Origin of the sequence: Marinospirillum alkalitolerans, from assembly GCF_045055655.1 — a bacterium.
In the GTDB taxonomy this organism is placed as follows: Bacteria; Pseudomonadota; Gammaproteobacteria; order Pseudomonadales; family Halomonadaceae; genus Marinospirillum; species Marinospirillum alkalitolerans.
This window is the reverse complement of record NZ_JBANFI010000004.1, coordinates 249896-275481: the sequence shown is the minus strand read 5'-3', so window position 1 is coordinate 275481 and position 25586 is coordinate 249896. Positions and strand designations below refer to the sequence as shown.

At 54.3% G+C, this 25586-nt stretch carries 22 protein-coding genes; 19 read left to right on the top strand and 3 right to left on the bottom strand.

Features of this window, described 5'->3' with window-relative positions; translation table 11 throughout:
• Window positions 1-95 precede the first annotated feature (95 nt).
• The 16 genes from leuC to V6U78_RS08115 all read left to right on the top strand — a co-directional run bounded on the left by leuC (window position 96) and on the right by V6U78_RS08115 (window position 19447).
• Window positions 96-1511: a 3-isopropylmalate dehydratase large subunit gene (gene leuC, locus V6U78_RS08190; protein WP_405339276.1), complete on the top strand. Its 1416-nt coding sequence runs from the start codon at window positions 96-98 to the stop codon at window positions 1509-1511.
• A 14-nt stretch (window positions 1512-1525) separates the two neighbouring features.
• On the top strand, window positions 1526-2164 hold the full coding sequence (gene leuD / locus V6U78_RS08185; RefSeq protein ID WP_405339274.1) for a 3-isopropylmalate dehydratase small subunit: 639 nt from the start codon (window positions 1526-1528) through the stop codon (window positions 2162-2164).
• Between the two features lie 110 nt (window positions 2165-2274).
• Window positions 2275-3366 (top strand): 3-isopropylmalate dehydrogenase, encoded by a 1092-nt coding sequence (gene leuB, locus V6U78_RS08180; protein ID WP_405339272.1) that lies wholly within the window; start codon window positions 2275-2277, stop codon window positions 3364-3366.
• Window positions 3367-3456: 90 nt separating this feature from the next.
• Entirely contained in the window at window positions 3457-4563 is a 1107-nt protein-coding gene (gene asd / locus V6U78_RS08175; RefSeq protein WP_405339270.1) for an aspartate-semialdehyde dehydrogenase, read from the top strand.
• Window positions 4564-4894: 331 nt separating this feature from the next.
• Window positions 4895-7387, top strand: coding sequence for a FimV/HubP family polar landmark protein (locus tag V6U78_RS08170; protein ID WP_405339268.1), 2493 nt, complete (start codon window positions 4895-4897; stop codon window positions 7385-7387).
• A 12-nt stretch (window positions 7388-7399) separates the two neighbouring features.
• Window positions 7400-8347, top strand: a complete 948-nt coding sequence (truA, locus tag V6U78_RS08165; protein ID WP_405339266.1) for a tRNA pseudouridine(38-40) synthase TruA — start codon at window positions 7400-7402, stop codon at window positions 8345-8347.
• Window positions 8348-8512: 165 nt separating this feature from the next.
• Window positions 8513-9130, top strand: coding sequence for a phosphoribosylanthranilate isomerase (locus V6U78_RS08160; RefSeq protein ID WP_405339264.1), 618 nt, complete (start codon window positions 8513-8515; stop codon window positions 9128-9130).
• A 12-nt stretch (window positions 9131-9142) separates the two neighbouring features.
• The gene (trpB, locus tag V6U78_RS08155) at window positions 9143-10354 is read left to right on the top strand and encodes a tryptophan synthase subunit beta (protein ID WP_405339262.1); all 1212 of its coding nucleotides are present in this window, start codon (window positions 9143-9145) and stop codon (window positions 10352-10354) included.
• A gap of 17 nt (window positions 10355-10371) precedes the next feature.
• Window positions 10372-11175: a tryptophan synthase subunit alpha gene (trpA, locus tag V6U78_RS08150; RefSeq protein WP_405339260.1), complete on the top strand. Its 804-nt coding sequence runs from the start codon at window positions 10372-10374 to the stop codon at window positions 11173-11175.
• A 148-nt stretch (window positions 11176-11323) separates the two neighbouring features.
• On the top strand, window positions 11324-12187 hold the full coding sequence (gene accD / locus V6U78_RS08145; protein WP_405339258.1) for an acetyl-CoA carboxylase, carboxyltransferase subunit beta: 864 nt from the start codon (window positions 11324-11326) through the stop codon (window positions 12185-12187).
• A gap of 3 nt (window positions 12188-12190) precedes the next feature.
• Window positions 12191-13510: a bifunctional folylpolyglutamate synthase/dihydrofolate synthase gene (locus tag V6U78_RS08140; protein WP_405339256.1), complete on the top strand. Its 1320-nt coding sequence runs from the start codon at window positions 12191-12193 to the stop codon at window positions 13508-13510.
• Window positions 13495-14103: an SPOR domain-containing protein gene (locus tag V6U78_RS08135; RefSeq protein WP_405339254.1), complete on the top strand. Its 609-nt coding sequence runs from the start codon at window positions 13495-13497 to the stop codon at window positions 14101-14103. The genes V6U78_RS08140 and V6U78_RS08135 overlap by 16 nt, the downstream gene beginning before the upstream one ends.
• Window positions 14104-14119: 16 nt before the next feature.
• On the top strand, window positions 14120-14596 hold the full coding sequence (locus V6U78_RS08130; RefSeq protein ID WP_405339252.1) for a CvpA family protein: 477 nt from the start codon (window positions 14120-14122) through the stop codon (window positions 14594-14596).
• 11 nt (window positions 14597-14607) lie between these two features.
• On the top strand, window positions 14608-16119 hold the full coding sequence (purF, locus tag V6U78_RS08125; RefSeq protein ID WP_405339250.1) for an amidophosphoribosyltransferase: 1512 nt from the start codon (window positions 14608-14610) through the stop codon (window positions 16117-16119).
• Window positions 16120-16121: 2 nt separating this feature from the next.
• On the top strand, window positions 16122-17303 hold the full coding sequence (locus tag V6U78_RS08120) for an O-succinylhomoserine sulfhydrylase (protein WP_405339248.1): 1182 nt from the start codon (window positions 16122-16124) through the stop codon (window positions 17301-17303).
• Between the two features lie 89 nt (window positions 17304-17392).
• Window positions 17393-19447 (top strand): recombinase, encoded by a 2055-nt coding sequence (locus tag V6U78_RS08115; protein ID WP_405339246.1) that lies wholly within the window; start codon window positions 17393-17395, stop codon window positions 19445-19447.
• Window positions 19448-19516: 69 nt separating this feature from the next.
• Here the strand turns inward: V6U78_RS08115 and gatB are convergent, their stop codons facing one another.
• The 3 genes from gatB to gatC all read right to left on the bottom strand — a co-directional run bounded on the left by gatB (window position 19517) and on the right by gatC (window position 22800).
• Window positions 19517-20962, bottom strand: a complete 1446-nt coding sequence (gene gatB / locus V6U78_RS08110; RefSeq protein ID WP_405339244.1) for an Asp-tRNA(Asn)/Glu-tRNA(Gln) amidotransferase subunit GatB — start codon at window positions 20960-20962, stop codon at window positions 19517-19519.
• Window positions 20963-20980: 18 nt separating this feature from the next.
• Window positions 20981-22447 carry an Asp-tRNA(Asn)/Glu-tRNA(Gln) amidotransferase subunit GatA gene (gene gatA, locus V6U78_RS08105; RefSeq protein WP_405339242.1) on the bottom strand — a complete coding sequence of 489 codons (1467 nt, stop codon included), beginning with the start codon at window positions 22445-22447 and terminating at the stop codon, window positions 20981-20983.
• Between the two features lie 68 nt (window positions 22448-22515).
• Window positions 22516-22800: an Asp-tRNA(Asn)/Glu-tRNA(Gln) amidotransferase subunit GatC gene (gene gatC / locus V6U78_RS08100; RefSeq protein ID WP_405339240.1), complete on the bottom strand. Its 285-nt coding sequence runs from the start codon at window positions 22798-22800 to the stop codon at window positions 22516-22518.
• 240 nt (window positions 22801-23040) lie between these two features.
• Here gatC and V6U78_RS08095 point away from each other — a divergent pair, with 240 nt between their 5' ends.
• The 3 genes from V6U78_RS08095 (at window position 23041) to mreD (ending at window position 25583) form a co-directional block, all read left to right on the top strand.
• Window positions 23041-24078: a rod shape-determining protein gene (locus V6U78_RS08095; RefSeq protein ID WP_405339238.1), complete on the top strand. Its 1038-nt coding sequence runs from the start codon at window positions 23041-23043 to the stop codon at window positions 24076-24078.
• A 147-nt stretch (window positions 24079-24225) separates the two neighbouring features.
• A complete protein-coding gene (gene mreC, locus V6U78_RS08090) occupies window positions 24226-25095 on the top strand; it encodes a rod shape-determining protein MreC (RefSeq protein WP_405339515.1) in 870 nt (289 codons plus the stop codon).
• Window positions 25095-25583, top strand: a complete 489-nt coding sequence (gene mreD, locus V6U78_RS08085; protein ID WP_405339236.1) for a rod shape-determining protein MreD — start codon at window positions 25095-25097, stop codon at window positions 25581-25583. The genes mreC and mreD overlap by 1 nt, the downstream gene beginning before the upstream one ends.
• Window positions 25584-25586: the final 3 nt, after the last annotated feature.

Here is a 25586-nt window from a genome sequence, read left to right as displayed (position 1 = left end):
AGTTTATGAGAATGATGAATTGGCTTTATTCAATCACAGTCGATAAGATACAAGCAAGGGTCGGCAATCAGGCCCACTATTGAGGAGAACAAAAGATGGCACAAACCTTATATGACAAATTGTGGGCCGCCCATTTGGTGAAGCAGCGCGATGATGGCACCGCCTTAATCTATATCGATCGCCACCTGTTGCATGAAGTGACCTCGCCTCAGGCTTTTGAAGGCCTGCGCTTGGCGGGTCGTCAACCTTGGCGCTTAGGTGCCAACCTCGCCACGCCTGATCATAATGTGCCGACAACACTGACTGAGCGCGCTCAGGGCGTCAGCGGTATTGAAGATGAAACCTCGCGCATTCAAGTGCAGACACTGGATGATAACTGCGATGAGTTTGGCATTACTGAATTCAAGATCAACGATGTGCGCCAGGGTATTGTGCATGTGGTTGGCCCTGAGCAGGGCGCGACCTTGCCAGGCATGACATTGGTCTGCGGTGATTCGCATACCGCCACCCACGGTGCTTTTGCTGCTTTGGCGCATGGCGTGGGCACGTCAGAAGTTGAGCATGTGCTGGCCACCCAGTGCTTAATTCAGCGCAAGATGAAAAACATGCTGGTGCAGGTCGAGGGTGAACTGCAAGCTGGAGTGACGGCCAAGGACATTATTCTGGCCGTGATAGGCGAGATCGGCACGGCTGGGGGCACAGGCTATGCGATGGAATTTGCTGGCAGTGCGATCGCGACCTTATCGATGGAAGGCCGCATGACCATCTGTAATATGGCGATTGAAGCTGGCGCCCGTGTTGGTTTGGTCGCTTGTGATCAGATCACGCTTGATTATGTGCAGGGCCGCCCCTTCGCTCCACAAGGTGAGCAGTGGACGCAGGCTGTTGCCTATTGGAAAACGCTGCACTCAGATGCCGCTGCCGTGTTTGATCGTGTTGTGACTTTGGATGCTGCGCAGATCGAACCGCAAGTCAGCTGGGGTACCTCGCCAGAAATGGTGGTGCCTGTGAGTGCTTGTGTTCCTGATCCTGCCCAAGCGGCGGATGAAACCCAGCGCCAAAGCTGGCTGCGTGCACTGGAGTATATGGGCTTAAAACCCCAGCAGAAGATCACCGATATCCAGCTGGATCGGGTGTTTATCGGCTCTTGCACCAATTCACGCATTGAAGATTTGCGTGCAGCCGCAGCGGTTGCCAAAGGGCGCAAGGTGGCTCCCAGCTTGAAGCAAGCACTGGTGGTGCCAGGTTCGGGTTTAGTCAAGCAGCAGGCAGAGCAAGAAGGTTTGGATCAAATCTTTATTGAGGCAGGTTTTGAATGGCGTGAGCCAGGCTGCTCCATGTGCTTGGCAATGAATGCGGATAAGCTGGGCCAGGGCGAGCATTGTGCCTCGACCTCGAATCGTAACTTCGAGGGGCGTCAAGGCTATGGTGGCCGCACCCATTTGGTCAGCCCAGCGATGGCTGCTGCGGCCGCGATTGCAGGTCATTTTGTTGATGTGCGTGAATTCTAAGCGAGGAGCGAAAAATGCAGAAATTTACTCAGTTACAAGGTTTGGTTGCTCCCTTAGATCGCGCCAATGTGGATACAGATTTAATTATTCCCAAGCAGTTTTTAAAGTCCATCAAGCGGACCGGCTTTGGCCCGAACCTCTTTGATGAACTGCGCTATTTAGATGAAGGTTTTCCCGGTCAGGATGCCAGTCAGCGCCCAATCAATCCGGATTTTGTGCTCAATCAGCCGCGTTATCAGGGCAGCGAAATTCTGCTCAGTCGTGCCAACTTTGGTTGTGGCTCCTCGCGTGAACATGCGCCGTGGGCCCTGGTTGATTTTGGCTTTCGTGCGGTGATTGCCAGCAGCTTTGCCGATATCTTCTTCAACAATGCACCCAAAAATGGCCTGTTGCTGATCCAGTTTGACGAAGCCACGATTGAGCGTCTTTTCCAGGAAGTACAGGCGCAAGAAGGCTATCGCTTGCTGATCGACCTGCCCGCTGCACAGGTGACGACACCCTCAGGTGAGGTGTTGTCTTTTGAAGTCGATCCCTTTCGTCAGCATTGCTTGATCGAAGGTTTGGATGATATCGGCCTGACATTGCAAGATGCGGAAGCCATCAAGGCCTATGAAGCCCAGCGTCGCCAAGTGACGCCGTGGATTTTTAACTGATTCAGCGTGATTCTGTCATGCGCGAGCGACTGGTTTAAGGCCACTGATTTAAGAGCCGCTGATTTGCGAATCACAGAATTGCGAACCCTTTAATTGTGAGAGAAAAAACAATGAGCAAAAAGATTTTGGTTTTACCTGGCGATGGTATCGGTCCTGAGATCACCGCGCAGGCCGTGCGGGTTCTTGAGGTCTGTCGAGATACTTTTGGGCTGGCACTGAGCTGGGAGGAGGGCCTGATCGGTGGTGCGGGTTATGAGGCCACAGGTGAGCCCTTGCCTGAGCAGACGCTGGCACAGGCACAGGCTGCGGATGCGATTTTGCTTGGTGCGGTGGGCGGCCCTCAGTGGGATAAGCTGCCAGATATTAGCAAACGTCCAGAGCGCGGCCTGCTGGGTATCCGTAAGCAACTGAATTTGTTTGGCAATCTGCGTCCTGCTATCCTTTACCCGCAACTGGCTGAAGCTTCAAGTCTGAAGCCAGAAATCGTATCTGGTCTGGATATCATGATTGTGCGCGAGTTGACTGGCGGCATCTACTTCGGCCAACCCCGGGGTATTCGCGAGCTGGAAAATGGTGAAAAGCAGGGTTTTAACACCTATGTGTATAGCGAAAGCGAGATTCGCCGTATCGGTCGGGTGGCTTTTGAACTGGCCCGCAAGCGCAATAAGAAGGTGTGTTCAGTGGACAAGGCCAATGTCTTGGAAGTCACCATGCTATGGCGTGATGTGATGGAAGAGGTCGCCAAGGATTATCCCGATGTCGAGCTGTCGCACATGTATGTTGATAACGCCGCTATGCAGCTGGTGCGTGCGCCAAAGCAGTTTGATGTGGTGGTCACTGGCAATATGTTTGGCGATATCCTGTCTGATGAAGCAGCGATGCTCACTGGCTCGATAGGTATGCTGCCATCGGCTTCGCTGGATGAGCAGGCCAAGGGCATGTACGAGCCTTGTCACGGCTCTGCACCTGATATTGCAGGCCAGAACATCGCCAATCCGCTGGCGACGATTTTGTCTGTTGCGATGCTGTTGCGCTACTCCTTTAACGAAGGCGAGTTGGCGCAGAAGATCGAGCAGGCAGTCAGCGATGTATTGGATCAAGGCTTGCGCACAGCCGATATCCTGTCTGCGGGCATGACCCAGGTGGGTACGGATGCGATGGGCACAGCCGTCGTTAACGCGCTGAAGGCTCTTGCACCTTAATCTCGTTGAGCTAAAAGCCGAGCATTGATACCGCCGCCTTGGCCTCATTTCTATAGCAGATCAAGGCGGCACAAAGAGGACATAAAGAAGATGGCAAAATTGACGGTGGGTTTGGTCGGCTGGCGTGGCATGGTGGGTTCAGTGCTGCTTCAGCGGATGCAAGAAGAAGGTGATTTTGATCTGATCGAGGCGGTGTATTTTACCACCTCTCAGGCTGGGCAAGCGGGGCCTGATGGCCAGCCTCTGCAAAGTGCGACAGATCTGGATGCGCTGAAAAAACTGGATGTGATTCTAACTTGTCAGGGCGGCGATTATACCCATAGCGTGTATGGCCCCTTGCGTGCTGCTGGCTGGCAGGGCTATTGGATCGATGCGGCTTCAAGTCTGCGTATGGCCGATGACAGTATTATCGTATTGGATCCTGTTAACCGCAGCGTGATTGATGCTGGTTTGCAGCAAGGTATCAAAACCTTTGTTGGCGGCAACTGCACAGTGAGCCTGATGCTGATGGCCTTAGGTGGGCTGTATGAAAAAGGCATGATCGAGTGGATGACCTCGATGACCTATCAGGCTGCTTCCGGTGCGGGTGCGCAGAATATGCGTGAGCTGCTTAAGCAGATGGGAGCCTTGCGTGATGCGGTGGCACCTGAGCTGGCCAATCCCTCTTCCGCGATTTTGGATATTGATCGCAAGGTGGCGGCCGCGATGCGCTCAGCTGATTTCCCGACAGATCAGTTTGGTGTCCCGCTGGCGGGGAGTCTGATTCCTTATATCGATAAGCAGCTGGACAATCGCCAAAGTAAAGAAGAATGGAAAGGCCATGTTGAAACCAACAAGATTCTTGGCCTGAACGCTCAGCCGATCCCGATTGATGGCTTGTGTGTTCGCATTGGTGCCATGCGCTGTCATAGTCAGGCGTTCACGATTAAGCTCAAGCAGGATGTACCTTTAGACGAGATCCATGATCTGCTCGCCCAGCATAACCAGTGGGTCAAGGTTGTGCCCAATGAGCGTGAGGCTTCTATTCGTGATCTCGGACCCACAGCGGTGACCGGAACCCTGAGCGTGCCAGTGGGTCGCTTGCGTAAGATGAATATGGGGCCAGAGTATCTGTCGGCCTTTTCTGTTGGCGATCAGCTTCTTTGGGGTGCGGCCGAGCCTTTGCGTCGTATGCTACGGATTCTGCTTGAAAACTAGCCAAGCGCACAGGTGATTCAGCACGAGAATCCACGCTGAGTCGGCAAGGCATTGATCAACGGCAGCTTCGGCTGCCGTTTTGTTAATTTGACCATGACAAAGTGAGCAAAAACTGTTAAAAAAAGCCATCATCGATGTAAAGAACCGTGAATGAACCCGCAGGCAGCTCTGGTCGTGAGTGCCGAGGGTGTTCAGAAGCGAGGCACCGAGACAGTCATTGCGCTGCTAGGCCATAGATCAGATCAGTTAGGGGCAGGATATGCAAAGGAAGTCTTTGATAAGGGGTTCGCGGCCATGGGTAGGGATTGCGGCAGGATTGCTGCTGACGCCCATGGGCTTGATGGCAGCTGAACAGGACGTCGGGCTGGTCCCCAGTGAGCGCGCCCTGTCGGCCGAAGAGTGGCGCACAGCCTTGGTGTCAACGCACACCCCAGCTGGGCGTCGAGTGCAAGTTGGGCCACGTGACACGCTGTGGAGTCTGGCGCGTGTGCATCGTCCCGCGAATGACATCACTATCAAGCAAGCTATGTTGGCGATTCGCGATGCCAACCCTCATGCCTTCCCCAGTCGCAATATTAATGAGATGGAAGCCGGTTCCCACCTGATCATTCCTAGCGCTGCCGCCATGCGCAGTCGCACAGCCGCTCAGGCCGAGGAAGAGGTTCGGCGTCAGAATCAACTCTGGGTATCGAGTCGTGCTCCTGAGCCGCCTGCTCCTGTTCGCCCAGCGGCCAGCCGTCCAGCGCCTTCGGTCGCGGCTCCAGCTGCTCAGCCAGCTGCTGAGCGGCCTGTTCCATCGGCGCGGCCTGCTACCCCAGAACCGAGTTTGCAGCTTTCCGCTGCGGCTGCCGAGGCCACAGAGTTGCGCGCCACGCAACAGCGCCTCAATGCAGTGGAAGAAGAGCTGCAAGGCGTTGAGCGTGAGCGGGATGAGTTGGCCGAACGTCTGGCGGATATGCAACAGCAGGTCAATACCTTGCAGTCATTGATTCGCCTGAAGGATGATCAACTGAGTGATCTGGAGCAGCAGCTGATCGATCGGCCGCAGGTGATCGTAGAAGTGCCTGCGCCCCAAGCTGAACCTGTGCGTGTGCCTCCTGTGGCGGCGGCACCACTGCAAGGTTTAGAGGCCGTGAAAGCGCAACCTCTGCCCTATGCGCTGGCAGGGGGTCTGGGCCTGGTGACCCTCTTGTTATTGTGGGGTCTGCTTGCAGCACGTCGTCGTTTGGCGCAAGCGGAGCAGGCGGCTCAGGTCGCGCAAGAAAAGCATAAAACGCTCGAAGAAGATCTGCTGGCGGCGCACAATGCCACCTCTTCTGATTTTGATCTGGATGTGCACGCCCATCCTCTGAATGAACTGGATGAGCTGGAAGCGGGTGATGAGCTTCAGGATCTCAGCGCGGAGCTGGATCAGGACCCCTTGTCCGATGCCGCTTTATCTTCGCTGACTCAGCCGGCGGCATCCGCTGGGGATGACACAGCATCCTTGGCAACAGAACAGCCCATCGATCCACTAATTGAAGCCGAATCCCTGATGGCTTATGGCCGTTTAGAGCAGGCTGCGAAGCTGCTCGAAGCGGCGATTGTGGCCCAGCCAGAGCGTGAAGACCTGCGCCTCAAGCTGCTTGAATTGCTGGTTGAGCTTGATGATCAACCACAGTTTGCTCATCAACATCAGGCTCTTGTGCAAGCGGGTGTCTCTACAGCAGCCATGCATAAAGCGGAAGATCTGGCGCGCTTGATGAGTCAAGCCCAGCAGGAGGCCATTGAGACGCCTGCTGAACCTGCTCTGTCTGAGCCACAAGAGCTGGATTTAGGCGAAATGGATTTAGGTGAAATGGCTTTTGACGAACTGGATCTTGAGGAGCTGGATCTGGCTGACGCTAGCCCCGCTCAGGAGCCTCATTCCAGCCAGCCGATCAATGCGCCAGAGTCTGATGAGTCGCATGCGGCAGATGCCAAGCTGGAGACGTTCGATCTGGATGCTGGGGATTTCAGTGATTTGGATTTAGGCGAGGTTGATTTGGAGGAACTGGATCTAAGCGAGTTTGATCTAGAGACTCCAGCTGCTGACGAGCGCCCTGCAGCCGCACCCGAGGCGGCGCAAAATGAATTGAGTGCAGATGATGAATTGGACCTGCTTTTGGCCGCCACACAAGAGGAGGCACCCGCACCCGCCGCCTCAGTGGCAGTAGAACCAGAGGCAGCCGATTTCGATTTTGAATTAGACTTGGATCAGCCCCTTGAGGCGCAAGAGTTAGAAGCTGATTTGGTTGAGGTTGCGGATTTTGATCCGGTGCAGCCCAATCAGGAGGCCAGTGATTTTCTGTCAGCGCTGGATGGATTAGATCCAGATGATCAGAAGGCTGAAGTGTCGACTCAATCAGTGGCGGATCCTCAAATTGATGCGGAATTGTCCGCCTTGAGTGAAGATCTGTCCGAGTTGGAAAGCTTGATGATTCATGAAGATCTGCAAGGTGCCGATGATCTGGTGGAACTAGAAACACCCGCAGCCCCCGCTGAGTCTCATCCGTTGGAAAGCGATCCACAGATTCAGCCGTCGTCAGCTCAGCAGCAGCCAGAGCAGGATTGGGATCTGGAGCTGGCCACTGATCAGCTCGATGGTCTGGATGCACTGGGTGATCTGGATGATTTAGACTTCGCTGCAGAAGAGAGCGAATGGACCACTCAGCTGGATCTGGCCACAGCCTATATCGAAATGGGCGATAAACAAGGTGCGCGTGATATCCTTGAGAAGATAGTCGAGCTCGCCGATCCAGACCATGCCGCGACGGCGCAGCAGATGTTGGAGCAACTAGGATGATCAAAACCTAAGATGTCGTTTTTTACCCAACCTTCAGAACGCCCCCTTCCAGCGGGGCGTTTTGCCTTAGCTGTAGAATACCAAGGTAGTGCCTATCATGGCTGGCAAACCCAGCAGGGCGTGCCAAGCGTGCAACCTCTATTAGAAAAAGCCCTGACGCTGGTCGCCCAAGAGCCCATAAGCGTGATGTGTGCTGGCCGCACGGATGCCGGTGTTCATGCTTCTGCGCAGGTGGTGCATTTTGATAGTCCCGTTGCGCGCTCCGAGCGGGCATGGGTGCGTGGTGGCAATAATGCACTACCACCTGATATTCGTGTCTTGTGGGCCCGTTCTGTCCCTGAGCATTTTCATGCGCGCCATTCGGCTTTAGCGCGGCGCTATCGCTATGTCTTGCATAATCACATTAACCGTCCAGCCGGTCTGCATAATCTGGTCGCTTGGTGTCATGATGCGCTGGATGTCGAAAAAATGCAGGCCGCTGCAGATTTGCTCGTCGGAGAGAAGGATTTTTCCTGCTTTCGCTCCGCCAAATGCCAATCGCGCATTGCTTGGCGACACATGCACTTTGTGCGTGTTTATCGGCGCGGTTACTGGATTATTGTTGATATTCAGGCGAATGCTTTTTTACATCATATGGTGCGTAATATTGTTGGCACCTTAATGAAGATCGGCACTGGCGAGCGGCCGATAGAGTGGGTGCAAACGCTCTTAGAAGCCAAACAGCGTGCGCAGGCGGGGATGACGGCACCTGCTGAGGGTTTGTACCTGATTGGCGCGCTCTATCCTGAGCGTTACCAGCTCCCTCAGGGGCCACTGGGTCCGCACTTTATGACCCTGCTGGCCGATGAAGACCCTGATGCACCCTATCCCGAGTTTCTGCCCAGCTGGCATCGCAGCGATTTAACGCGCAGCCAATCTGATTTGTATGTGGCTCGCCACCATCCTGAGGCCCTGAGATAGGGCCAATCAATTTTGTTGATGCCTTTTGTCTTGTATCAATGTAAATAAATCTGGCTTCCACTCTTCACTCATCAGACGCTTATGGTAGAGTCTAGTGATCAGGTTCAAGCTTGCTCTTCGCTACTAGGAAGCTGGAGATAGCGCATTGATCAATCAGGAATTTTTATGGCAGTCGTCAGAATTAAAATATGTGGTCTGACTCGTGTAGAAGATGTGCGTTTGGCCGCACGCCTTGGCGTTGACGCACTGGGTTTTGTCTTTTATGCGCCAAGCCCACGCGCGGTGACGCCCGAGCAGGCGCAGATCTTGGCTGCAGCGACACCGCCTTTTGTGACCCGGGTCGGTTTGTTTGTCAATCCTAGCGTGGAGCAGGTAGAGCAGACGCTGCGTCAGGTGCCTTTGGAGCTATTGCAGTTTCATGGTGATGAGCCAGAAGCCTTTTGTCGCCAATTTGGTCGACCCTATATCAAAGCCTTGCGTATGCGTCCTGATGTTCAGCCTGAGCAGGCCGCTTTGGCCTGGCCGAGTGCGCAGGGCTTTTTGTTGGATGCCTATACGCCGGGTGTGCCGGGAGGCACAGGCGCTTGTTTTGATTGGCAGCGTGTTCCACGCAGTCAAGCGCAAAACTGGATAGTAGCCGGTGGCTTGGATGCCGAGAATGTCGCTGCCTGCATCGCGCAGACCCAGCCTTATGCTGTCGATGTTTCAGGTGGTGTTGAGCAGAGTCGGGGTATAAAATGCCCGACTCAATTAGAGGCCTTTATCAAGGCTGTCCGATGTTAAGGGGTAAAGTGCGTGTCTAAATTTGCTGATTTGCTGAATCTGCCCGATGCCACCGGCCACTTTGGGCCCTATGGTGGACGTTTTGTCTCAGAAACCCTGAGCTTTGCTTTGGAACAGCTCGATGAACAGTATACGCGTCTGAGCGCAGACCCAGCTTTTCAGGCTGAGTTTGATCGTGATCTGGCGTTTTATGTGGGTCGTCCTTCTCCGCTGTATCATGCAGAACGCTGGTCGAAGCACCTTGGTGGCGCGCAAATCTGGCTCAAGCGTGAAGATCTCAATCACACTGGCGCGCACAAGGTCAATAACACGGTCGGGCAGGCGTTACTGGCCAAGTATTCAGGCAAGCCGCGTGTGATTGCTGAGACAGGTGCCGGTCAGCATGGTGTGGCAACCGCCACTGTAGCCGCACGCCTTGGTCTCAAGTGTCAGGTGTATATGGGCGCAGAAGATGTCAAGCGTCAAGCCCCGAATGTCTATCGGATGAAGCTGCTGGGGGCTGAGGTGATTCCGGTGCAATCTGGCTCCAAAACCCTGAAAGATGCCATGAATGAAGCACTGCGTGATTGGGTGACCAATGTTGATGATACTTTTTACATCATCGGCACGGTGGCCGGCCCTCACCCCTATCCCAAGCTGGTGCGCGATTTTAATTCGGTTGCTGGGCGAGAAGCTCGTCAACAATGCCTTGAGCAGATTGGCCGCCTGCCAGATGCCTTGATTGCTTGTGTGGGCGGTGGCTCCAACGCGCTGGGTCTTTTCTATCCTTTTATGACCGATGATGACGTCAAGATGTATGGTGTTGAAGCGGGAGGCGATGGCTTGGAAACAGGGCGTCATGCTGCACCGCTGAATGCTGGTCGCCCTGGTGTCTTACATGGTAATCGAACCTATTTGATGGAAGATGCTGCGGGTCAGATTATTGAAACTCACTCCATCTCTGCTGGTCTGGACTACCCAGGTGTTGGCCCTGAACATGCCTATTTAAAAGACAGAGGGCGGGTGCAGTATGAAGTGGCCACTGATGCAGAAGTGATGGATGCTTTTCAGGATCTTTGTGCCTTTGAGGGCATTATTCCGGCGCTGGAATCAAGCCATGCTCTGGCCTATGCCAAGCGCTTAGCGCCCACCTTGAGTGCAGACCAGCATCTGGTCGTTAACCTCTCAGGTCGTGGTGATAAAGACATCATGACTGTGGCTGCCCTGCAGGGTATCACCCTTTAACTTGGCTGGAGAAAAGTATGAGCCGTATTCAACAGACCTTTGCTCAGCTGAAAACCCAGCAGCGTAAGGCTTTGATTCCCTATATCACTGCAGGCGATCCTGCGCCTCAGTACACTGTGGGCTTGATGCATGCCTTGGTCGCTGCCGGAGCCGATATCATTGAGCTGGGTGTTCCTTTTTCTGATCCTATGGCCGATGGTCCGGTGATCCAAAAAGCCTGTGAGCGTGCACTCAAGCATGGCACCACCAGTCGAGATATCTTTAAGATGGTGGCGGCCTTTCGTGAGCAGAATCAACACACCCCAGTGGTGCTGATGGGCTACCTGAATCCGATTGAAGCCATAGGTTATGGTGCTTTTGTGGATGAAGCTGCCCAAGCCGGTGTCGATGGTGTGCTGGTGGTCGATCTGCCGCCAGAAGAAGGCGTTGAATTTGCTGCCTTGTTAAAAGCACAAGATCTGGATGCCATCTTCTTGTTAGCACCAACGACAACGCGTGAGCGCGCGGCCAAGATTTGTGCTGCTGGCAGTGGTTACCTCTACTATGTGTCCTTGAAAGGGGTGACTGGCTCAGCGCAGGTCGATGTGGCTGCAGTCGAGGCCAAGCTGAAAGACTTTGCTGATCTGACCGAGCTGCCTTTAGCGGTGGGTTTTGGTATTCGTGACGGCCAAACAGCGGCGGCCTTAGCCAGTGTCTCTGATGGTGTGATCGTCGGAAGTGCCTTGGTGAGCCGAATAGCCGAGCTGGCCGATCGGCCAGAGGAGATCGCCCCTGTGATCAGTGGCGTGCTGGCTGAGATGCGCCAGGCCTTAGATGCTTGAGTGATTCGCCCTGTGCTGAAGACAGGGCAGTCGGTCAGTCAGGGTGGAAAAAGTTACACTCTGGCTGGCCGCCTGCGGTAAAATACCCCGATAGATTGTTTGTTCATCTCTAGATTGACCCTCTTGATAAAACAGGATGACCTGCTGTATGAGCTGGCTAAATCGTATTGTTCCCTCCATTATTCGTTCCGAATCCGCTGATCGCAAAGCCAATGTGCCAGAGGGCTTGTGGCGCAAATGCCCTAAGTGTGATGCAGCACTCTATCGCCCAGAGCTTGAAAAACACCAGCATGTCTGCCCCAAGTGCGATCATCATATGCGTATTACCGCGCGTAAGCGTTTAGATGCTTTCCTTGATGCAGGCACCGCTACAGAGCTGTTTGCTGAGCTGGAGCCAGTGGATCGTCTGAAATTCCGTGATACGAAAAAATATAAAGATCGCCTCACTGCCGCGCAAAAAAGCACCGGTGAAAAAGACGCGCTGATTGCCATGCGCGGTCAGTTGAAGACCCAACCTGTTGTTGCTGTCGCGTTTGAATTTAATTTTATGGGCGGCTCGATGGGCTCTGTTGTGGGTGAGAAGTTTGTGCGCGCAGCTGAGTTGGCCTTACAGGAAAAAATCCCTTTGATCTGCTTTGCTGCCTCAGGCGGTGCGCGGATGCAGGAAGCGCTCTTCTCTTTGATGCAGATGGCCAAAACCTCGGCGGCGCTGGAGCGTTTAAAGCAGGCAGGTGTGCCTTATATCTCTGTGCTGACTGATCCTGTCTATGGTGGCGTTTCGGCTTCGCTGGCCATGCTGGGTGATTTAAATGTTTCTGAGCCCTTTGCCTTATGTGGTTTTGCCGGTCCGCGTGTCATCGAGCAAACTGTGCGCGAGAAGCTGCCAGAAGGCTTCCAGCGAGCAGAGTTCCTACTCGAGCATGGCACCGTTGATATGATTATTCATCGTCATCAGATGGCCGATAAGCTGGCGGGGCTGCTCAGCAAAATGACCTATTACCGCGCGGCCTAAGCAGTGAAACCTGTCTTCCCGCAAGATCTGGCCAGTTGGCTGGATCATCTGGAGCAGCTGCATAGTCAGGAGATCGATCTTGGGCTGGAGCGGGTGCATCAAGTCGCCCAGCGTCTTGCCTTGCCGCTGCGCTCTGAACAGCGCCAGGCCCAAGTGATCATGCTGGCCGGAACCAATGGCAAGGGCTCAACCCTAACGCTGACTCAGGCCTTGGCTCAAGCCGCCGGATGTCGGACGGCCAGCTATACTTCTCCGCATTTTCTGCACTTTAATGAGCGTATTCAGCTGGATGGCCAGCCAGTCAGCGATGCGTTGATTATTGATGCTTTTGTTCAGATAGAGCAAGCTCGTCTAGCGCCCACTCCCATCTCGCTAAGTTACTTTGAGTTTGCGACCCTTGCCGCTCTCGTGATTTTTAGTGCCAGTGATGCTGATCTATGGCTGCTGGAAGTCGGTTTAGGCGGGCGTTTGGATGCAGTGAACCTGGTCGATACGGATCTGGCGATCATCACCACAGTCGATTTAGATCATCAGGCTTTTCTCGGTGAGACGCGTGAGGCGATAGGTGCAGAAAAAGCAGGCATTCTGCGCCCTGGTCGGCCAGTTGTCTTGGGCAGTCGTGTGATGCCACACAGTGTCCTCCAGCAGGCTGAGCAGCTGGGTTGTCCTGTCTACCAGCTGGGTAGGCAGTTTGAACATCAAACAGCACCCGATACATTAACTTGGCAATGGCAAAGCAAGCAGCCTCAGTCTTGCCGTTGGGATGCCTTACCGATCAGTCCCTTGCCCTTGGATAATCTGGCCAGCGCCTTGCAACTGGCGGCGCTCAGCGGTTGGCAGTTGGATCAGCAGCAGATTGCGGAAGTCATCCGCACGACCCAGTTGACTGGGCGTATGCAGCGTCTTGGACCTTGGTTGTTGGATGTGGCACATAATCCCCATGCAGCCCATTATTTGGCACAGCGCCTGAGTCAGGCTCAGCCTGTTCGGCGCTTGGCCTTGTTGGGTGCGATGGCGGATAAAGACCTAGAGGGCGTGCTGGAACCTTTACTGCCTTGGATCAGCGCTTGGGTCGTCACGGCCTTACCCACACCACGCGCTTGCTCCGCAGCTGAGTTGGCTGCACAGGTTGAGCAGCTGGGTGGGCAGGTCCTTTATCTTGGCGAGGAGGCTTCGGGCGAGGCAGTGCATCGTTTCTTGGTCGCTGAGCTTGAATCTGGACGTTATGACGAGGTGCTGGTTTTCGGATCCTTTTTCACTGTTGCCCAGCAGTTGCATTGGCTCAGTGGTTCAACGGAGCAGGTCTCATGCGCTACGGCCTGAAGGAGCGTCTGGTCGGTGCGATTGCCCTGATCGCTCTGGCGGTGATCTTCTTGCCTTTTTTGTTGCAACCACCTGGCGAAACCCTACAGGAGGGACGTGCGCTGGTGCCTGCGCCGCCTCCTTCTTTGGTTGATGAGAGCGAAGCCCGTTTACCCCCTGTGCCGCCATCGAACGCAGCCAGTGTTGATCCGGTCAGTGTTGAGTCTGCGCCGCCGCGCGAGGCCCCAGCAGAAACCAGTCCCCAGCGCTTTGTTTCGCCAGTGGCAACAGCACGTTCCTCCCACTCGGGTTTGGCCTTGGCGGAATCTGGTCAGGCCGAAGCTTGGGCGATTCAGGTGGCGAGTTTTGGTGAACAGGCCAATGCCGTGCGTCTGGTGACACGCCTTGAAGCGCAGGGCTATCGTCCCTACTGGCGTTCTATTCGCTCTATGGCCGTGGTGTTTGTTGGCCCTTATTTAGATCAGGAAGAAGCACGCCGTCAGCAGGATCGCCTGTTGCAAGACAGTCAACTGAGAACCTTGCTGGTGCGTTATGTGCCGGTGCATGAAGCACGCGCGCAAGGCAGCTTACCTGAACAAAACCCACCTCAGTAATGGATGAGAGGCTGCTATGAATTATCTTGATCTGGCCATTGTATTATTGCTTCTGGCCTCGGTCTTACTGGCCTTTTGGAAGGGCTTCGTTGAACAGGCCCTGTCTCTGGCCGGCTGGGTTGTGGCCTTTTTGGCTGCGACCCATCTTGGTCATGAGGTCGCGCCGGTCTTTGCTCATTTTCTTGCTGATCCTGGTCTGCAATTGGCGGTCGCCTATCTGGTGATCGCACTGGTTGTGTGGCTGGCCAGTAAGGTGGTCAGCAAAGCTTTGGCCACACTGGTACAAAAGATTGGCTTAGGTAAGCTCGATCGCTTGCTTGGGATCCTCTTTGGTGTGATCCGTGGTTTCGTATTGGTTTTGCTGCTGGTCGCCATCGCCAGCCTGACCGATTTACGCTTTCATAATCAGTGGCAAACTTCGCAGTTGATGCCTTATTTCGAGCAGGTTCGAGATAGAGCAGCTGCCCATCTTGATGACTATATCAGTGAATAGGTGAACGCTTCATGTGCGGAATTGTAGGTGTCATGGCTAATGAGCCAGTGAATCAAATGTTGTTCGATAGCCTGACTGTGCTTCAGCACCGGGGTCAGGATGCTGCAGGAATCATGACCTGCGACCGTGGCCGTTTTTATCTGCGCAAAAGCAACGGCATGGTGCGTGATGTTTTTCGCACGCGGCACATGAAGCGTCTGGTCGGCGAAATGGGCATTGGCCATGTGCGCTATCCCACAGCAGGTTCATCTAGTGAAGCTGAATCTCAGCCCTTTTATGTCAACTCGCCCTATGGGATCGCTTTGGCGCACAATGGCAATCTGACCAATTCAGAAAAACTGAGTGAAGAACTCTTTCGCACCGATCTGCGTCATATCAACACCAATTCAGATTCTGAGGTGCTGCTGAATATCTTTGCTCACGAGCTGGGCAAGCAAGGCATGACCTTGAGTGCGCAGGATATTTTTGCGGCCGTCAGCCGTGTGTATCAGCGCTGCGAAGGGGGCTATGCTGCGGTGGCGATGATCAGTGGTTATGGTCTTCTCGGCTTTCGTGATCCTAATGCTATTCGCCCCATCGTTTTTGGTCGTCGCCTGACACCACAAGGCATCGAGTATATGATCGCCTCAGAAAGCGTGGCACTGGATGCAGCTGGCTTTGATCTGGTACGCGATTTAGCACCGGGTGAAGCGATTTTTATCGATCAGCACGGCCAGCTCCATAGTCAGGTTTGCACCCCTCAGGCGCGCCTCTCGCCTTGTATCTTTGAGCATGTCTATTTGGCTCGCCCTGATTCGATCATGGATGGCATTAATATCTACCATGCGCGTATGCAGATGGGTCAGAAGCTGGCAGAGAAGATCCAGCGTATTAAGCCTGATCATGATATCGATGTCGTGATTCCGATCCCTGACACCAGTCGTACCTCAGCATTAGAGCTGGCGCAGCATCTGGGTGTCACCTATCGCGAAGGCTTTATCAAAAATCGCTATATTGGCCGCACTTTTATTATGCCGGGCCAGACCCTACGCAAGAAGTCGGTGCGTCAGAAGCTGAATGCGATTGGCATGGAGTTCAAGGGTAAAAATGTGCTGCTGGTGGATGATTCCATCGTGCGGGGCACGACTTGTAATGAAATTATTATGATGGCGCGTGATGCGGGTGCGAAGAAGGTGTATTTCGCTTCTGCTGCGCCGGCTGTGCGCTATCCAAATGTCTATGGTATCGATATGCCTGCGGCAAAAGAGCTGATCGCGCATGGCCGTACTGAGGACGAAGTCGGTGAATTAATTGGTGCAGATTGGCTGATCTACCAAGACTTGCAGGATCTGGTGGATGCCTGTCAGGAGCTGAATCCAGCGATTCAGGATTTTGATTGCTCTGTGTTTGATGGGCGTTATGTCACAGGTGGTATTGATCACGCCTATTTAAATCGTCTCGAATCTCAGCGCAATGATCTGGCCAAGCAGGATGCAGGTGATAACGCGGCTATTGAGTTACATAACGATCCTGATCAGGAGTAACCATGAACGATTCTGCCTCTTGGGGCGCGGCAACGCGTGCTTTACGCACTGGGCATCAGCGCACTGAACAGCGTGAACATGCTGAGCCGATTTTTACCACTTCAAGCTATGTTTTTGACTCTGCTGCCCATGCGGCAGAGTGCTTTGCCAACGAAACTGGCGAACATAACATCTATTCACGTTTTACCAACCCAACGGTCAGTATTTTTGAACAGCGTTTGGCGGCGCTAGAGGGCGCAGAGCGTGGTGTGGCGACCAGTTCGGGTATGGCGGCGATTCTGAGTGTTTGCCTGGCTTTTTTGGAGCAGGGCGATGAGGTGGTCTGCTCACGTAGTGTCTTTGGTTCAACGGTTGGCCTCTTCAGCCGCCTAATGAGCCGCTATGGCATCACCACGCATTTTGTGGAGTTGAATCAGATCAGTGCCTGGGAAGCAGCCTGCAACGCACGGACCAAGCTTTTCTTTGCTGAAACCCCCTCTAATCCATTATGTGAGCTGGTTGATCTCTCTGCGCTGAGCCAGTTAGCTCGGTCGCGTGGTGTCAAGCTGGTGGTGGATAACTGCTTTTGTACACCCGCCCTGCAGCAACCTCTGGCTCTGGGAGCCGATATCGTTGTGCATTCGGCCACTAAGTACTTGGATGGTCAAGGGCGCATGGTGGGGGGCGCGGTTGTTGGCTCGCAAGAAGATATGGCCGCTGTTTTCGGTGTCGTGCGCACGGCTGGGCCTTGTATGAGCCCATTTAATGCCTGGGTTTTTCTGAAGGGGCTGGAAACCTTAGCGCTGCGCATGAAGGCCCACTCAGAAAATGCACTGAATTTGGCGCTCTGGCTTGAGCAGCAGCCTGGCGTGGCGCGGGTGCACTATGCGGGTTTGCCTAGCCATCCTCAGCATGCTTTGGCGCAGCAGCAGATGCGTGCTTTTGGTGGCGTGCTGTCTTTTGAGATGGCCGGTGGACGCGAGGCCGCTTGGCGTGTGATCGATGCAACACAGATGCTTTCGATCACGGCAAACCTTGGCGATGCCAAAACGACCATTACCCATCCAGCGACCACCACCCATGCTCGCGTTGCACCAGAGGCACGTTTGGCGGCGGGTATTACTGATGGTTTGGTGCGCATTGCCGTTGGTTTAGAAGATCTGGCGGATCTCAAAGCTGATCTGTCACGCGGCTGGATCGCCTAGGCGAATGCCTCTTCTTGCCGTCATTAATTTTGCTTAAGTGAGTTAAAAAGTGGCTGTTTAAGTGGATCCTGCCTAAAAGGAGACCGGCTATGCCGCGTGCTTTGCCTGCTTTTTCTTGTCCGCTTCAGTTGCTGGATACCTTGGAAGCTCGCTTTCCCTTAGCGGAGGCGGGCAAGGATCAACCCCAGCATCTTCAGATCTGGTTGAAGGCCTGTGCTGATTATCTGGCTGTGGCACCGGATCAGATTGAAATACGCTGTGACTCTTTATTGCAGGCCTTGGCAGCCCAGCCTGAACGCACGGCCATCTTAGGTACGGCCTTGCATCAGTGGTTGTTACAGGTCCAGCTTTATCCTGCGCTGGTGCGTCTTGGTATTCCGTCTCGACGGGGCCTGGTGCGCGAGCTTTTTGCCCGCCTTTATGATCGTCTCAACCCGCCCCCGCGTGATCTGGGCAGTGCTTATGATGCCTTGGCACTGCTGCTCAGCGGGCACGCCAGTCATCAGGGTTTGGCGCAGCTGAGCACTGACACTTGGCGACGTTGCTATGCCTTGTTGTGTGCCGGTGTGGATGCTGAACTCCTTGAGCAGACACGGCGACACTGGCAGCAGGATGCCCTCTATGCGCTGGAGATGTTGGCGATCTGGGTCGCTGCTGAAGAGATCGAGCCTGAGCTGATTCGTATCGATCCGCGCTTGGTCAATATCGACTCAGCCTTTATTGCCTTACAGCGCGAACTGCATCTTTTTGCTCAGCATCAGCTGTTGGAGATGCGAGAACCCGGACAGCCTGAGTTTGATGCAGGCCATCTGTGGGTGATGCTGGATCAGTGCCATGATCAGGTTGCGCGCTTGCGCCGCAAGGGTGCTGGAGCAGCGGGGTTTAATCTTGCGGTGGCCCATTTGATCGAACGTCTTGAGCAGACCTTGCAGCGCCTAGAAAGGCTCTTATCGCTGCTGGCGACGCGAGACCCAGAGCAGCGCTTGGCTTCGGCTCTGGCACTGTGGCAGCAGCTGGTGAGCGCCACGCTTGAAAAACGCAGCCTGAGTCGTGTTTGGGCTAAAAGTGTGCAGCTGCTGGCCAAAAGCATTACCCAAAATAAAAGCGATCATGGTGAAGAATATATCGCGCGTGATGCCAGCGCCTATTGGCGTTTGATGCGTTCTGCCGCTGGCGCGGGTGTGATCATTGCCTGCATGGCGCTGATCAAAATTCAGATAGAGAGCTGGGGCTGGGCGCCCTTGGCACAGGCCTTGGCAGTCAGCCTGAACTACGGCCTGGGCTTTGTGCTGGTGCATCTGTTGCATTTTACTATTGCCACCAAGCAGCCCGCCATGACTGCCGCCAGCTTTGCCGCTGCGGTGGAGCAGGGAGAGCGAGGGCGTGCGGCACATAAAAAGCTAGCCAGCCTGCTGATTGATGTGAATCGCTCCCAGTGGGCGGCTGTCTGGGGGAATGTCAGCACCGCCGTGCTGGTCGCCGTGAGCCTCGCTGGACTCAGTCTGGTGTGGCTAGAGCGACCGCTACTGGATATGCAGCAGGTGGCCTACCAGCTGGCTGCGATTCATCCCTTGGCCGGTTTGGCGCTGCTCTATGCGGCGATTGCTGGGGTGTGGCTCTTTTGCTCTGGGGTCATTGCTGGCTATTTTGATAACCGTGCCGATTATCTACAGCTGCGTGTGCGCTTAGAGCAGCATCCGCGTTTGGCGTGGTTGCAGCCTGAACGCCGTGCCAGATTCGCGGCCTATCTGCATGAGCACTCAGGGGCGATACTGGGCAACTTTTTGTTTGGCATGATGCTGGGTATGACAGGCTATCTGGGTTATCTGCTGGGTGTGCCTTTGGATATCCGTCATGTGGCTTTTTCTTCAGCCAACCTAGGCTATGTCTGGGTGAGTGCGCCGCTCTCTGTCTTGGAGCTGCTGCTGAATCTATTCTTTGTACTGCTGATTGGCTTTGTGAATCTCTGGGTGAGCTTTGTGCTGGCGCTCTTGGTGGCTTTGCGTTCACGCGGCGTCAAAATGGGGCGCTGGTCGAATCTGGCCCGCAGCTTGATCGATCAGATCAAGGCGCAGCCTTTGCGCCTGTTCTTTCCTTTGGTGTCCTCACGCGGGCGTGATGATTCAGATGCAGCATCGCGCTAGGCGATGCGAGGCTAAAGGGCCAGTGCCACTCGCTGTGTCGGTCTGATACAACGAGTGGCCTGTGCTGCACTAAGCCAGCTTTTGTGCTAACAGCTGGTTGACGGTTTGTGGATTGGCAGTGCCTTTGGAGGCCTTCATCACCTGACCAACAAAGAAGCCAATCATCTTGCCGCGCTTATCTGGCTCTGCGCTGCGATACTGCTCAACCTGAGTCGGGTTGTCAGCAAGGACTTGGTCGATAATCGCCTCGATGGCGCCGGTATCGGTGACCTGCTTCAGGCCGCGCGCATCAATGATCTCATCTGCGGTATGGCCTTCACCTGACCAGAGGCCAGCAAAGACCTGCTTGGCAGCCTTACCATTGATGGTGTCATCCTGTAAGCGTTTGATCAGACCCGCCAGCTGCTCAGGGGCAACAGGTGCCTGCTCGATATCCAGACCTTCACGATTGAGCTGGGCAGCCAGTTCTCCGGTGATCCAGTTGGCCGCTAATTTGGCATCGCCACACAGCTCAACCACCCGATCAAAATAGTCAGCCAGCGCACGGCTGCTAGAGAGCACGCCGGCATCATAGGCTGATAGGCCCAGCTGTTCAGTAAAGCGCTGGCGTTTTTGCTCTGGCAGCTCTGGCAGCTGAGTGCGCAGATGCTCGATATAGGCGGCATCCAGAACGACGGGCAGCAGATCCGGGCAGGGGAAGTAGCGATAGTCGTTGGCTTCTTCCTTAGAGCGCATCGCACGGGTTTCATCCAAATCAGGATCGTAGAGGCGAGTTTGCTGAATCACGCGGCCACCGTCTTCGATCAGCTCAATCTGACGCTGAATCTCATGGTTGATGGCTTTTTCAACAAAGCGGAAGGAGTTGACGTTTTTGATTTCGCAGCGTGTTCCGAGTGCCTCTTGCCCCTTAGGGCGAACAGAGACGTTGGCATCACAGCGCAGCGAGCCTTCAGCCATATTGCCATCGGAAATACCCAGATAAGTCACCAGCGCATGAATCGCCTTTAAATAAGCGACGGCTTCTTTGGCTGAGTTCATATCAGGATCAGAAACGATCTCCAGCAGGGGGGTGCCAGCACGGTTCAGATCCACGCCGGTCATGCCATGAAAGTCTTCATGCAGGCTTTTTCCTGCATCTTCTTCAAGGTGGGCATGGTGGATACGAATGCGCTTGGTGCCGCCATCTTCCAGTGGGATATCAACATAGCCAGGACCCACAATCGGTTCTGCCATCTGGCTGGTTTGATACCCCTTAGGTAGATCTGGGTAAAAGTAGTTCTTGCGCTCAAAAACTGAGCGTTGTGGAATGGCCGCATGGGTGGCCAGACCAAATTTAATAGCCATCTCAACGGCTTTTTCATTCAGTACGGGCAATACCCCAGGCAGGCCGAGATCAATGACGCAAGCCTGGGTGTTGGGCTCGGCCCCATAGGTGGTGCTGGCGCCAGAGAAAATCTTGGAGTGTGTTGCAAGCTGGACATGGACTTCAAGCCCGATCACCGCTTCCCATTGCATAGTTGCTCACCTTTATCTTTAAACAGTGCTGGATGACACCAGGCTTGGTGTTTGTAAGTGGAAATCTGTGACCTTTTGCAGCTGATGCGCCACGTTCAGCAGACGGCCTTCATCAAAATGGTTGCCAATCAGCTGTAGACCAACGGGGCGGCCTGCAACCTGACCAACGGGTGCCGAAAGGGCGGGCAGGCCCGCGAGGTTGACACCAAGGGTGTAGATGTCTTCAAGGTACATCTGCACTGGATCACTGGTTTTACTGCCCAGATCAAAAGCAGGGCTGGGTGTGGTTGGCGCCACCAGCAGATCCACTTCGTTAAAGGCTTTCATAAAATCTTGCGTGATCAAACGGCGTACCTGCTGGGCCTTGCGATAGTAGGCGTCATAAAAGCCTTCCGACAGGGCGTAGGTGCCCACCAGAATGCGGCGCTGGACTTCCTCGCCAAAGCCTTCACTGCGTGAGCGCTTGTAGAGGTCTTCTAGATCTTTGGGATCGGCGCAGCGGTGGCCAAAGCGGACACCATCAAAGCGTGACAGGTTGGAGCTGGCTTCTGCGGGGGCGATCACATAGTAGGCAGGAATCGCCATGCGTGTGAGCGGCAGGCTGACTTCTTTAATTCGTGCGCCCAGTTTCTCCAGCTCACGGATCGCAGCTTGAATGCGCTCTGCCACTTCAGGGTTAAGATCCGCGCCAAAATACTCTTGCGGCAAGCCGAGTGTCAGCCCCTGAAGGGGTTCATCGAGCAGGCTCTGGTAGTCAGGAACGGCGCGCTGGATGCTGGTGGAGTCCTTGGGATCAAAGCCCGCCATCTGCTGTAGTAGCAAGGCGCAGTCTTCTGCAGAGCGTGCCATAGGGCCTGCCTGATCCAAGCTGGAGGCATAGGCAATCATCCCCCAGCGTGATACGCGTCCATAGGTGGGCTTAAGGCCAGTGATACCGCAAAAAGCTGCCGGTTGACGAATCGAGCCGCCAGTATCCGAGCCAGTCGCGGCTGGGACCATGCGCGCAGCCACGGCCGCAGCGGAGCCACCTGAAGAACCACCGGGAACAGCTTGGAGATCCCAAGGGTTTTTACAGGCACCGTAGAAGGAGTTCTCGTTGGAGGAGCCCATGGCAAACTCATCCATATTGGTTTTACCGATCGAGATGGCTCCGGCCTGTTCAAGCTTCTCGACCAAAGTGGCCGAGTAGGGCGCAGTGAAGTTATCGAGCATTTTCGAGGCACAGCTGGTTTTAACGCCCTGAGTGCAGAAGAGATCCTTGTGTGCAAGCGGGATGCCGGTCAGCGGTGTGGTGTCTTCAGCCGCGATACGGCGATCTGCCTGCTGGGCTGCGGCCAAGGCCTGATCTTCAGTGAGGGTGATCAGTGCATTGATGCGTGGATTAAGTTGCTGGGCGTTTTTTAAAAAAGCCTGGGTCAGCTCGACGCTGGAAAACTTACGCTCGGCAAGGCCCTGGGCTAGTTGTTGAAGGCTGAGGTCTAGCATGCAATGTCCTAAAATCGGTTAGTAAAGCTGCAGCAGTTTAAGCAGCTGAGTCCAAGAAGGGGTAGACATCATTCGATGACGCGCGGCACCAAAAACAAACCCTGCTCGACAGCTGGAGCCTGGCTTTGTAGCAATTCGCGCTGATTCACTTCAGTGACTTCATCAATGCGCAGCCTTTGGGTGGCATCCATAGGATGGGCCATCGGCTCGATATCTGTGGTGTCCAGGCTTTGCATCTGATCCACCAGATCAAGAATATTGGCTATGGCTTGGGTGGTAGTGGCGGCCTTGTCTTCAGCAAGGCTTAAGCGCGCTAGATGGGCGGCTTTATATACATCATCAGTGGTTAACATTCACGGATCCTCGGCGTCTAGGTGTATCCAAGCTCAAAGTTGTTAAGAATAACATATTTACCCAAGACACACGGTGTTGATATTGATCAGCCAGATGTCGCTTTATCGGGGTTTTTTAACGCATTTTTGTAACGGCTATTTTTATCTGCCGCGTTTGCCTGTAAAGTTGTTGCCCTGAACCCACTGGATTGCTAGAGTTCCGCCAAGTGTAGGGATTCATTAGGATAGGTCACCATAAGCATGATTAAACGTCTCAGAGGCTTTTTCTCCAGCGATTTGTCAATCGATTTAGGAACAGCAAACACTCTTATTTATGTTCGCGGCAAGGGTATCGTGCTCAACGAGCCTTCGGTTGTTGCCGTTCGTCACCATGGTAATCAGCGCAGTGTGGCCGCGGTTGGTTTTGATGCCAAGCGTATGCTCGGTCGGACACCCGGTAATATTACGGCGATTCGCCCCATGAAAGATGGTGTGATCGCCGATTTTCATGTAACCGAGAAAATGCTGCAGCACTTTATCTCTAAGGTCCATGATAATAGCTTCTTTACACCCAGCCCGCGCGTGCTGGTGTGTGTTCCCTGTATGTCGACCCAAGTTGAGCGTCGCGCCATTAAAGAATCAGCCTTAGGTGCTGGTGCGCGTGATGTCTTTTTGATTGAAGAACCTATGGCGGCTGCGATCGGTGCTGGTCTGCCGGTTGAAGAAGCCCAAGGCTCGATGGTGGTGGATATCGGTGGTGGCACGACAGAAATTGCCATTATCTCGTTAAATGGTGTGGTCTATTCTGAATCAGTCCGTATTGCTGGTGATCGCTTTGATGAAGCCATCGTGGCTTATGTGCGTCGTCATTATGGTAGCCTGATCGGGGATGCCACGGCTGAAAGAATCAAGCAGGAAATTGGCTGTGCCTACCCAGGCAGCGAGATGAAAGAGATCGATGTGCGCGGTCGTAATCTGGCTGAAGGGATTCCGCGCAGCTTCACGCTGAACTCCAACGAAATTCTCGAAGCGCTGCAAGAGCCGCTGGCTTCTATTGTGCAGGCCGTGAAGAGCGCACTGGAGCAATCACCGCCTGAGCTGGCCTCGGATATCGCTGAGCGCGGATTGGTGTTGACTGGCGGTGGTGCACTGCTGCGTGATATTGATAAGCTGATCGCTGAAGAAACCGGCTTGCCCGTCATTATCGCGGAAGATCCGCTGACCTGTGTCGCGCTAGGTGGTGGCCGAGCTTTAGAGCTGATTGATCAGCAAACCTTTGATATGCTAGCAACAGACTAGATCTCTAGGATCAAAAGCAGCGCTTGAGTCGCTGCTGATCATGACGCTCCCAGCTTTGGGAGCGTTTCTGTGTTTGGGCCTGCACTGAAGCGCTACCGTCTTATCAGTGCCGCCTTGTCTTTGATGCCCTAGCCTGAGGATAGAGTTATTAAGCAGCTGTTCGCCAAGGGTCCTTTTCTCGGTTATCGCCTACTCGGTGCGCTAGTACTGAGCCTGACCCTGATGTTTGCTGAGCACCGCTGGGCCGAAGTTGCTTATGTGCGTTCTTGGGCCACGGTGGTGGTCACCCCCGTGCAGTGGGCGGCGGATGTGCCGAGTCGCTTTGTTGCTTGGCTGACCGACAGTCTGACCAATCGTAATCGCTTATTGGAAGAAAACCGTGAGCTGCGCTCTCAAGCCTTGCAGTTGGCTGAGCGTAGTCAAGCCATGTCGGCGGTGGTCGCGGAGAACATCCGCTTACGTGAGCTGCTGAATGCTGCTGAGCGTGTCGAAATGGACTTTTTGACCGCAGAGCTGATCGGCATTAACTATGATCCCTTCTCTCAGCAGGTGATTCTGAATCGTGGTCGTCAGGATGGGGTCTATCTCGGGCAGCCTGTTGTGGATGCCAGTGGCGTGATGGGGCAGGTGGTGTCGGTCAGTCCTTATACCAGCCGTTTGTTGCTGATCTCGGATGCGCACCATGCCATTCCGGTTCAGATCAATCGTAATGGGGTGCGTCTGGTGGCCCAAGGTTCAGGGCGTGCAGATCGTCTTTATCTTCCGCATGTGCCAGAAACGGCGGATGTCGAGGAAGGTGATTTGCTGATCGCCTCTGGGCTAGGGGGGCGCTTCCCGTTTGGCTATCCTGTGGCCCGCATTACGCAGATCAGCCACCAATCTGGCGAACCTTTTTTGCATGTTGTGGCCGAACCTCTGGCCCAGCTGGATCGCAGTCGCTATGTGTTGCTGCTTTCTCACCCACTTCGGGGGCCTGATCCAGCGGCACCTGCAGTTGAGGCTGAACGAGGACTCTAATGGCAAAGAATCAATTTGATGGCTTTTGGGTGATTCAGCTCAGTCTGTTGTTGGCACTCTACCTTCAGGCTCTGCCCATGCCACCTGCGCTACTTTATTTTCGACCTGAATGGCTGGGGCTGGTCTTGCTCTTCTGGTCGCTGAGCCTGCCGCAGCGTGTCGGGATTTTTCATGGTTTTTTCTGGGGCCTGATGCTGGATCTGATTGAAGGCACTCTGTTGGGACACAATGCACTGGCTTTTGCCTTACTGGGTTATTTAGGTAATCGCTTTTATCAGCGAGTGCGGATGTATTCTCTGCCTAAGCAGGCTGCCTTGGTTTTTGTCCTGCTCAGTATCGTGCAGCTGGTTTTTCAGTGGTTGCAGGGTATTTTTGGACCTATGGCGGGGATCAGTTATTTGCTGCTGCCCTCGTTGATTTCTGCTGTGCTCTGGCCTTGGCTTTTTACGCTGATGCAAGGCCTCAAGCGCCGCTTGAGCCTGATCTGATTT

What these genes read in the sequence shown, in the direction of transcription:
- gatC (WP_405339240.1), bottom strand. Translation starts at nt 22,800, where the DNA reads ATGTTAACCACTGATGATGTATATAAAGCCGCCCATCTAGCGCGCTTA.
- asd (WP_405339270.1), top strand. Translation starts at nt 3,457, where the DNA reads ATGGCAAAATTGACGGTGGGTTTGGTCGGCTGGCGTGGCATGGTGGGT.
- leuC (WP_405339276.1), top strand. Translation starts at nt 96, where the DNA reads ATGGCACAAACCTTATATGACAAATTGTGGGCCGCCCATTTGGTGAAG.
- leuB (WP_405339272.1), top strand. Translation starts at nt 2,275, where the DNA reads ATGAGCAAAAAGATTTTGGTTTTACCTGGCGATGGTATCGGTCCTGAG.
- accD (WP_405339258.1), top strand. Translation starts at nt 11,324, where the DNA reads ATGAGCTGGCTAAATCGTATTGTTCCCTCCATTATTCGTTCCGAATCC.
- truA (WP_405339266.1), top strand. Translation starts at nt 7,400, where the DNA reads ATGTCGTTTTTTACCCAACCTTCAGAACGCCCCCTTCCAGCGGGGCGT.
- V6U78_RS08120 (WP_405339248.1), top strand. Translation starts at nt 16,122, where the DNA reads ATGAACGATTCTGCCTCTTGGGGCGCGGCAACGCGTGCTTTACGCACT.
- V6U78_RS08130 (WP_405339252.1), top strand. Translation starts at nt 14,120, where the DNA reads ATGAATTATCTTGATCTGGCCATTGTATTATTGCTTCTGGCCTCGGTC.
- gatA (WP_405339242.1), bottom strand. Translation starts at nt 22,447, where the DNA reads ATGCTAGACCTCAGCCTTCAACAACTAGCCCAGGGCCTTGCCGAGCGT.
- gatB (WP_405339244.1), bottom strand. Translation starts at nt 20,962, where the DNA reads ATGCAATGGGAAGCGGTGATCGGGCTTGAAGTCCATGTCCAGCTTGCA.
- mreD (WP_405339236.1), top strand. Translation starts at nt 25,095, where the DNA reads ATGGCAAAGAATCAATTTGATGGCTTTTGGGTGATTCAGCTCAGTCTG.
- V6U78_RS08160 (WP_405339264.1), top strand. Translation starts at nt 8,513, where the DNA reads ATGGCAGTCGTCAGAATTAAAATATGTGGTCTGACTCGTGTAGAAGAT.
- leuD (WP_405339274.1), top strand. Translation starts at nt 1,526, where the DNA reads ATGCAGAAATTTACTCAGTTACAAGGTTTGGTTGCTCCCTTAGATCGC.
- trpA (WP_405339260.1), top strand. Translation starts at nt 10,372, where the DNA reads ATGAGCCGTATTCAACAGACCTTTGCTCAGCTGAAAACCCAGCAGCGT.
- V6U78_RS08095 (WP_405339238.1), top strand. Translation starts at nt 23,041, where the DNA reads ATGATTAAACGTCTCAGAGGCTTTTTCTCCAGCGATTTGTCAATCGAT.
- V6U78_RS08115 (WP_405339246.1), top strand. Translation starts at nt 17,393, where the DNA reads ATGCCGCGTGCTTTGCCTGCTTTTTCTTGTCCGCTTCAGTTGCTGGAT.
- purF (WP_405339250.1), top strand. Translation starts at nt 14,608, where the DNA reads ATGTGCGGAATTGTAGGTGTCATGGCTAATGAGCCAGTGAATCAAATG.
- V6U78_RS08135 (WP_405339254.1), top strand. Translation starts at nt 13,495, where the DNA reads ATGCGCTACGGCCTGAAGGAGCGTCTGGTCGGTGCGATTGCCCTGATC.
- V6U78_RS08170 (WP_405339268.1), top strand. Translation starts at nt 4,895, where the DNA reads ATGGGCTTGATGGCAGCTGAACAGGACGTCGGGCTGGTCCCCAGTGAG.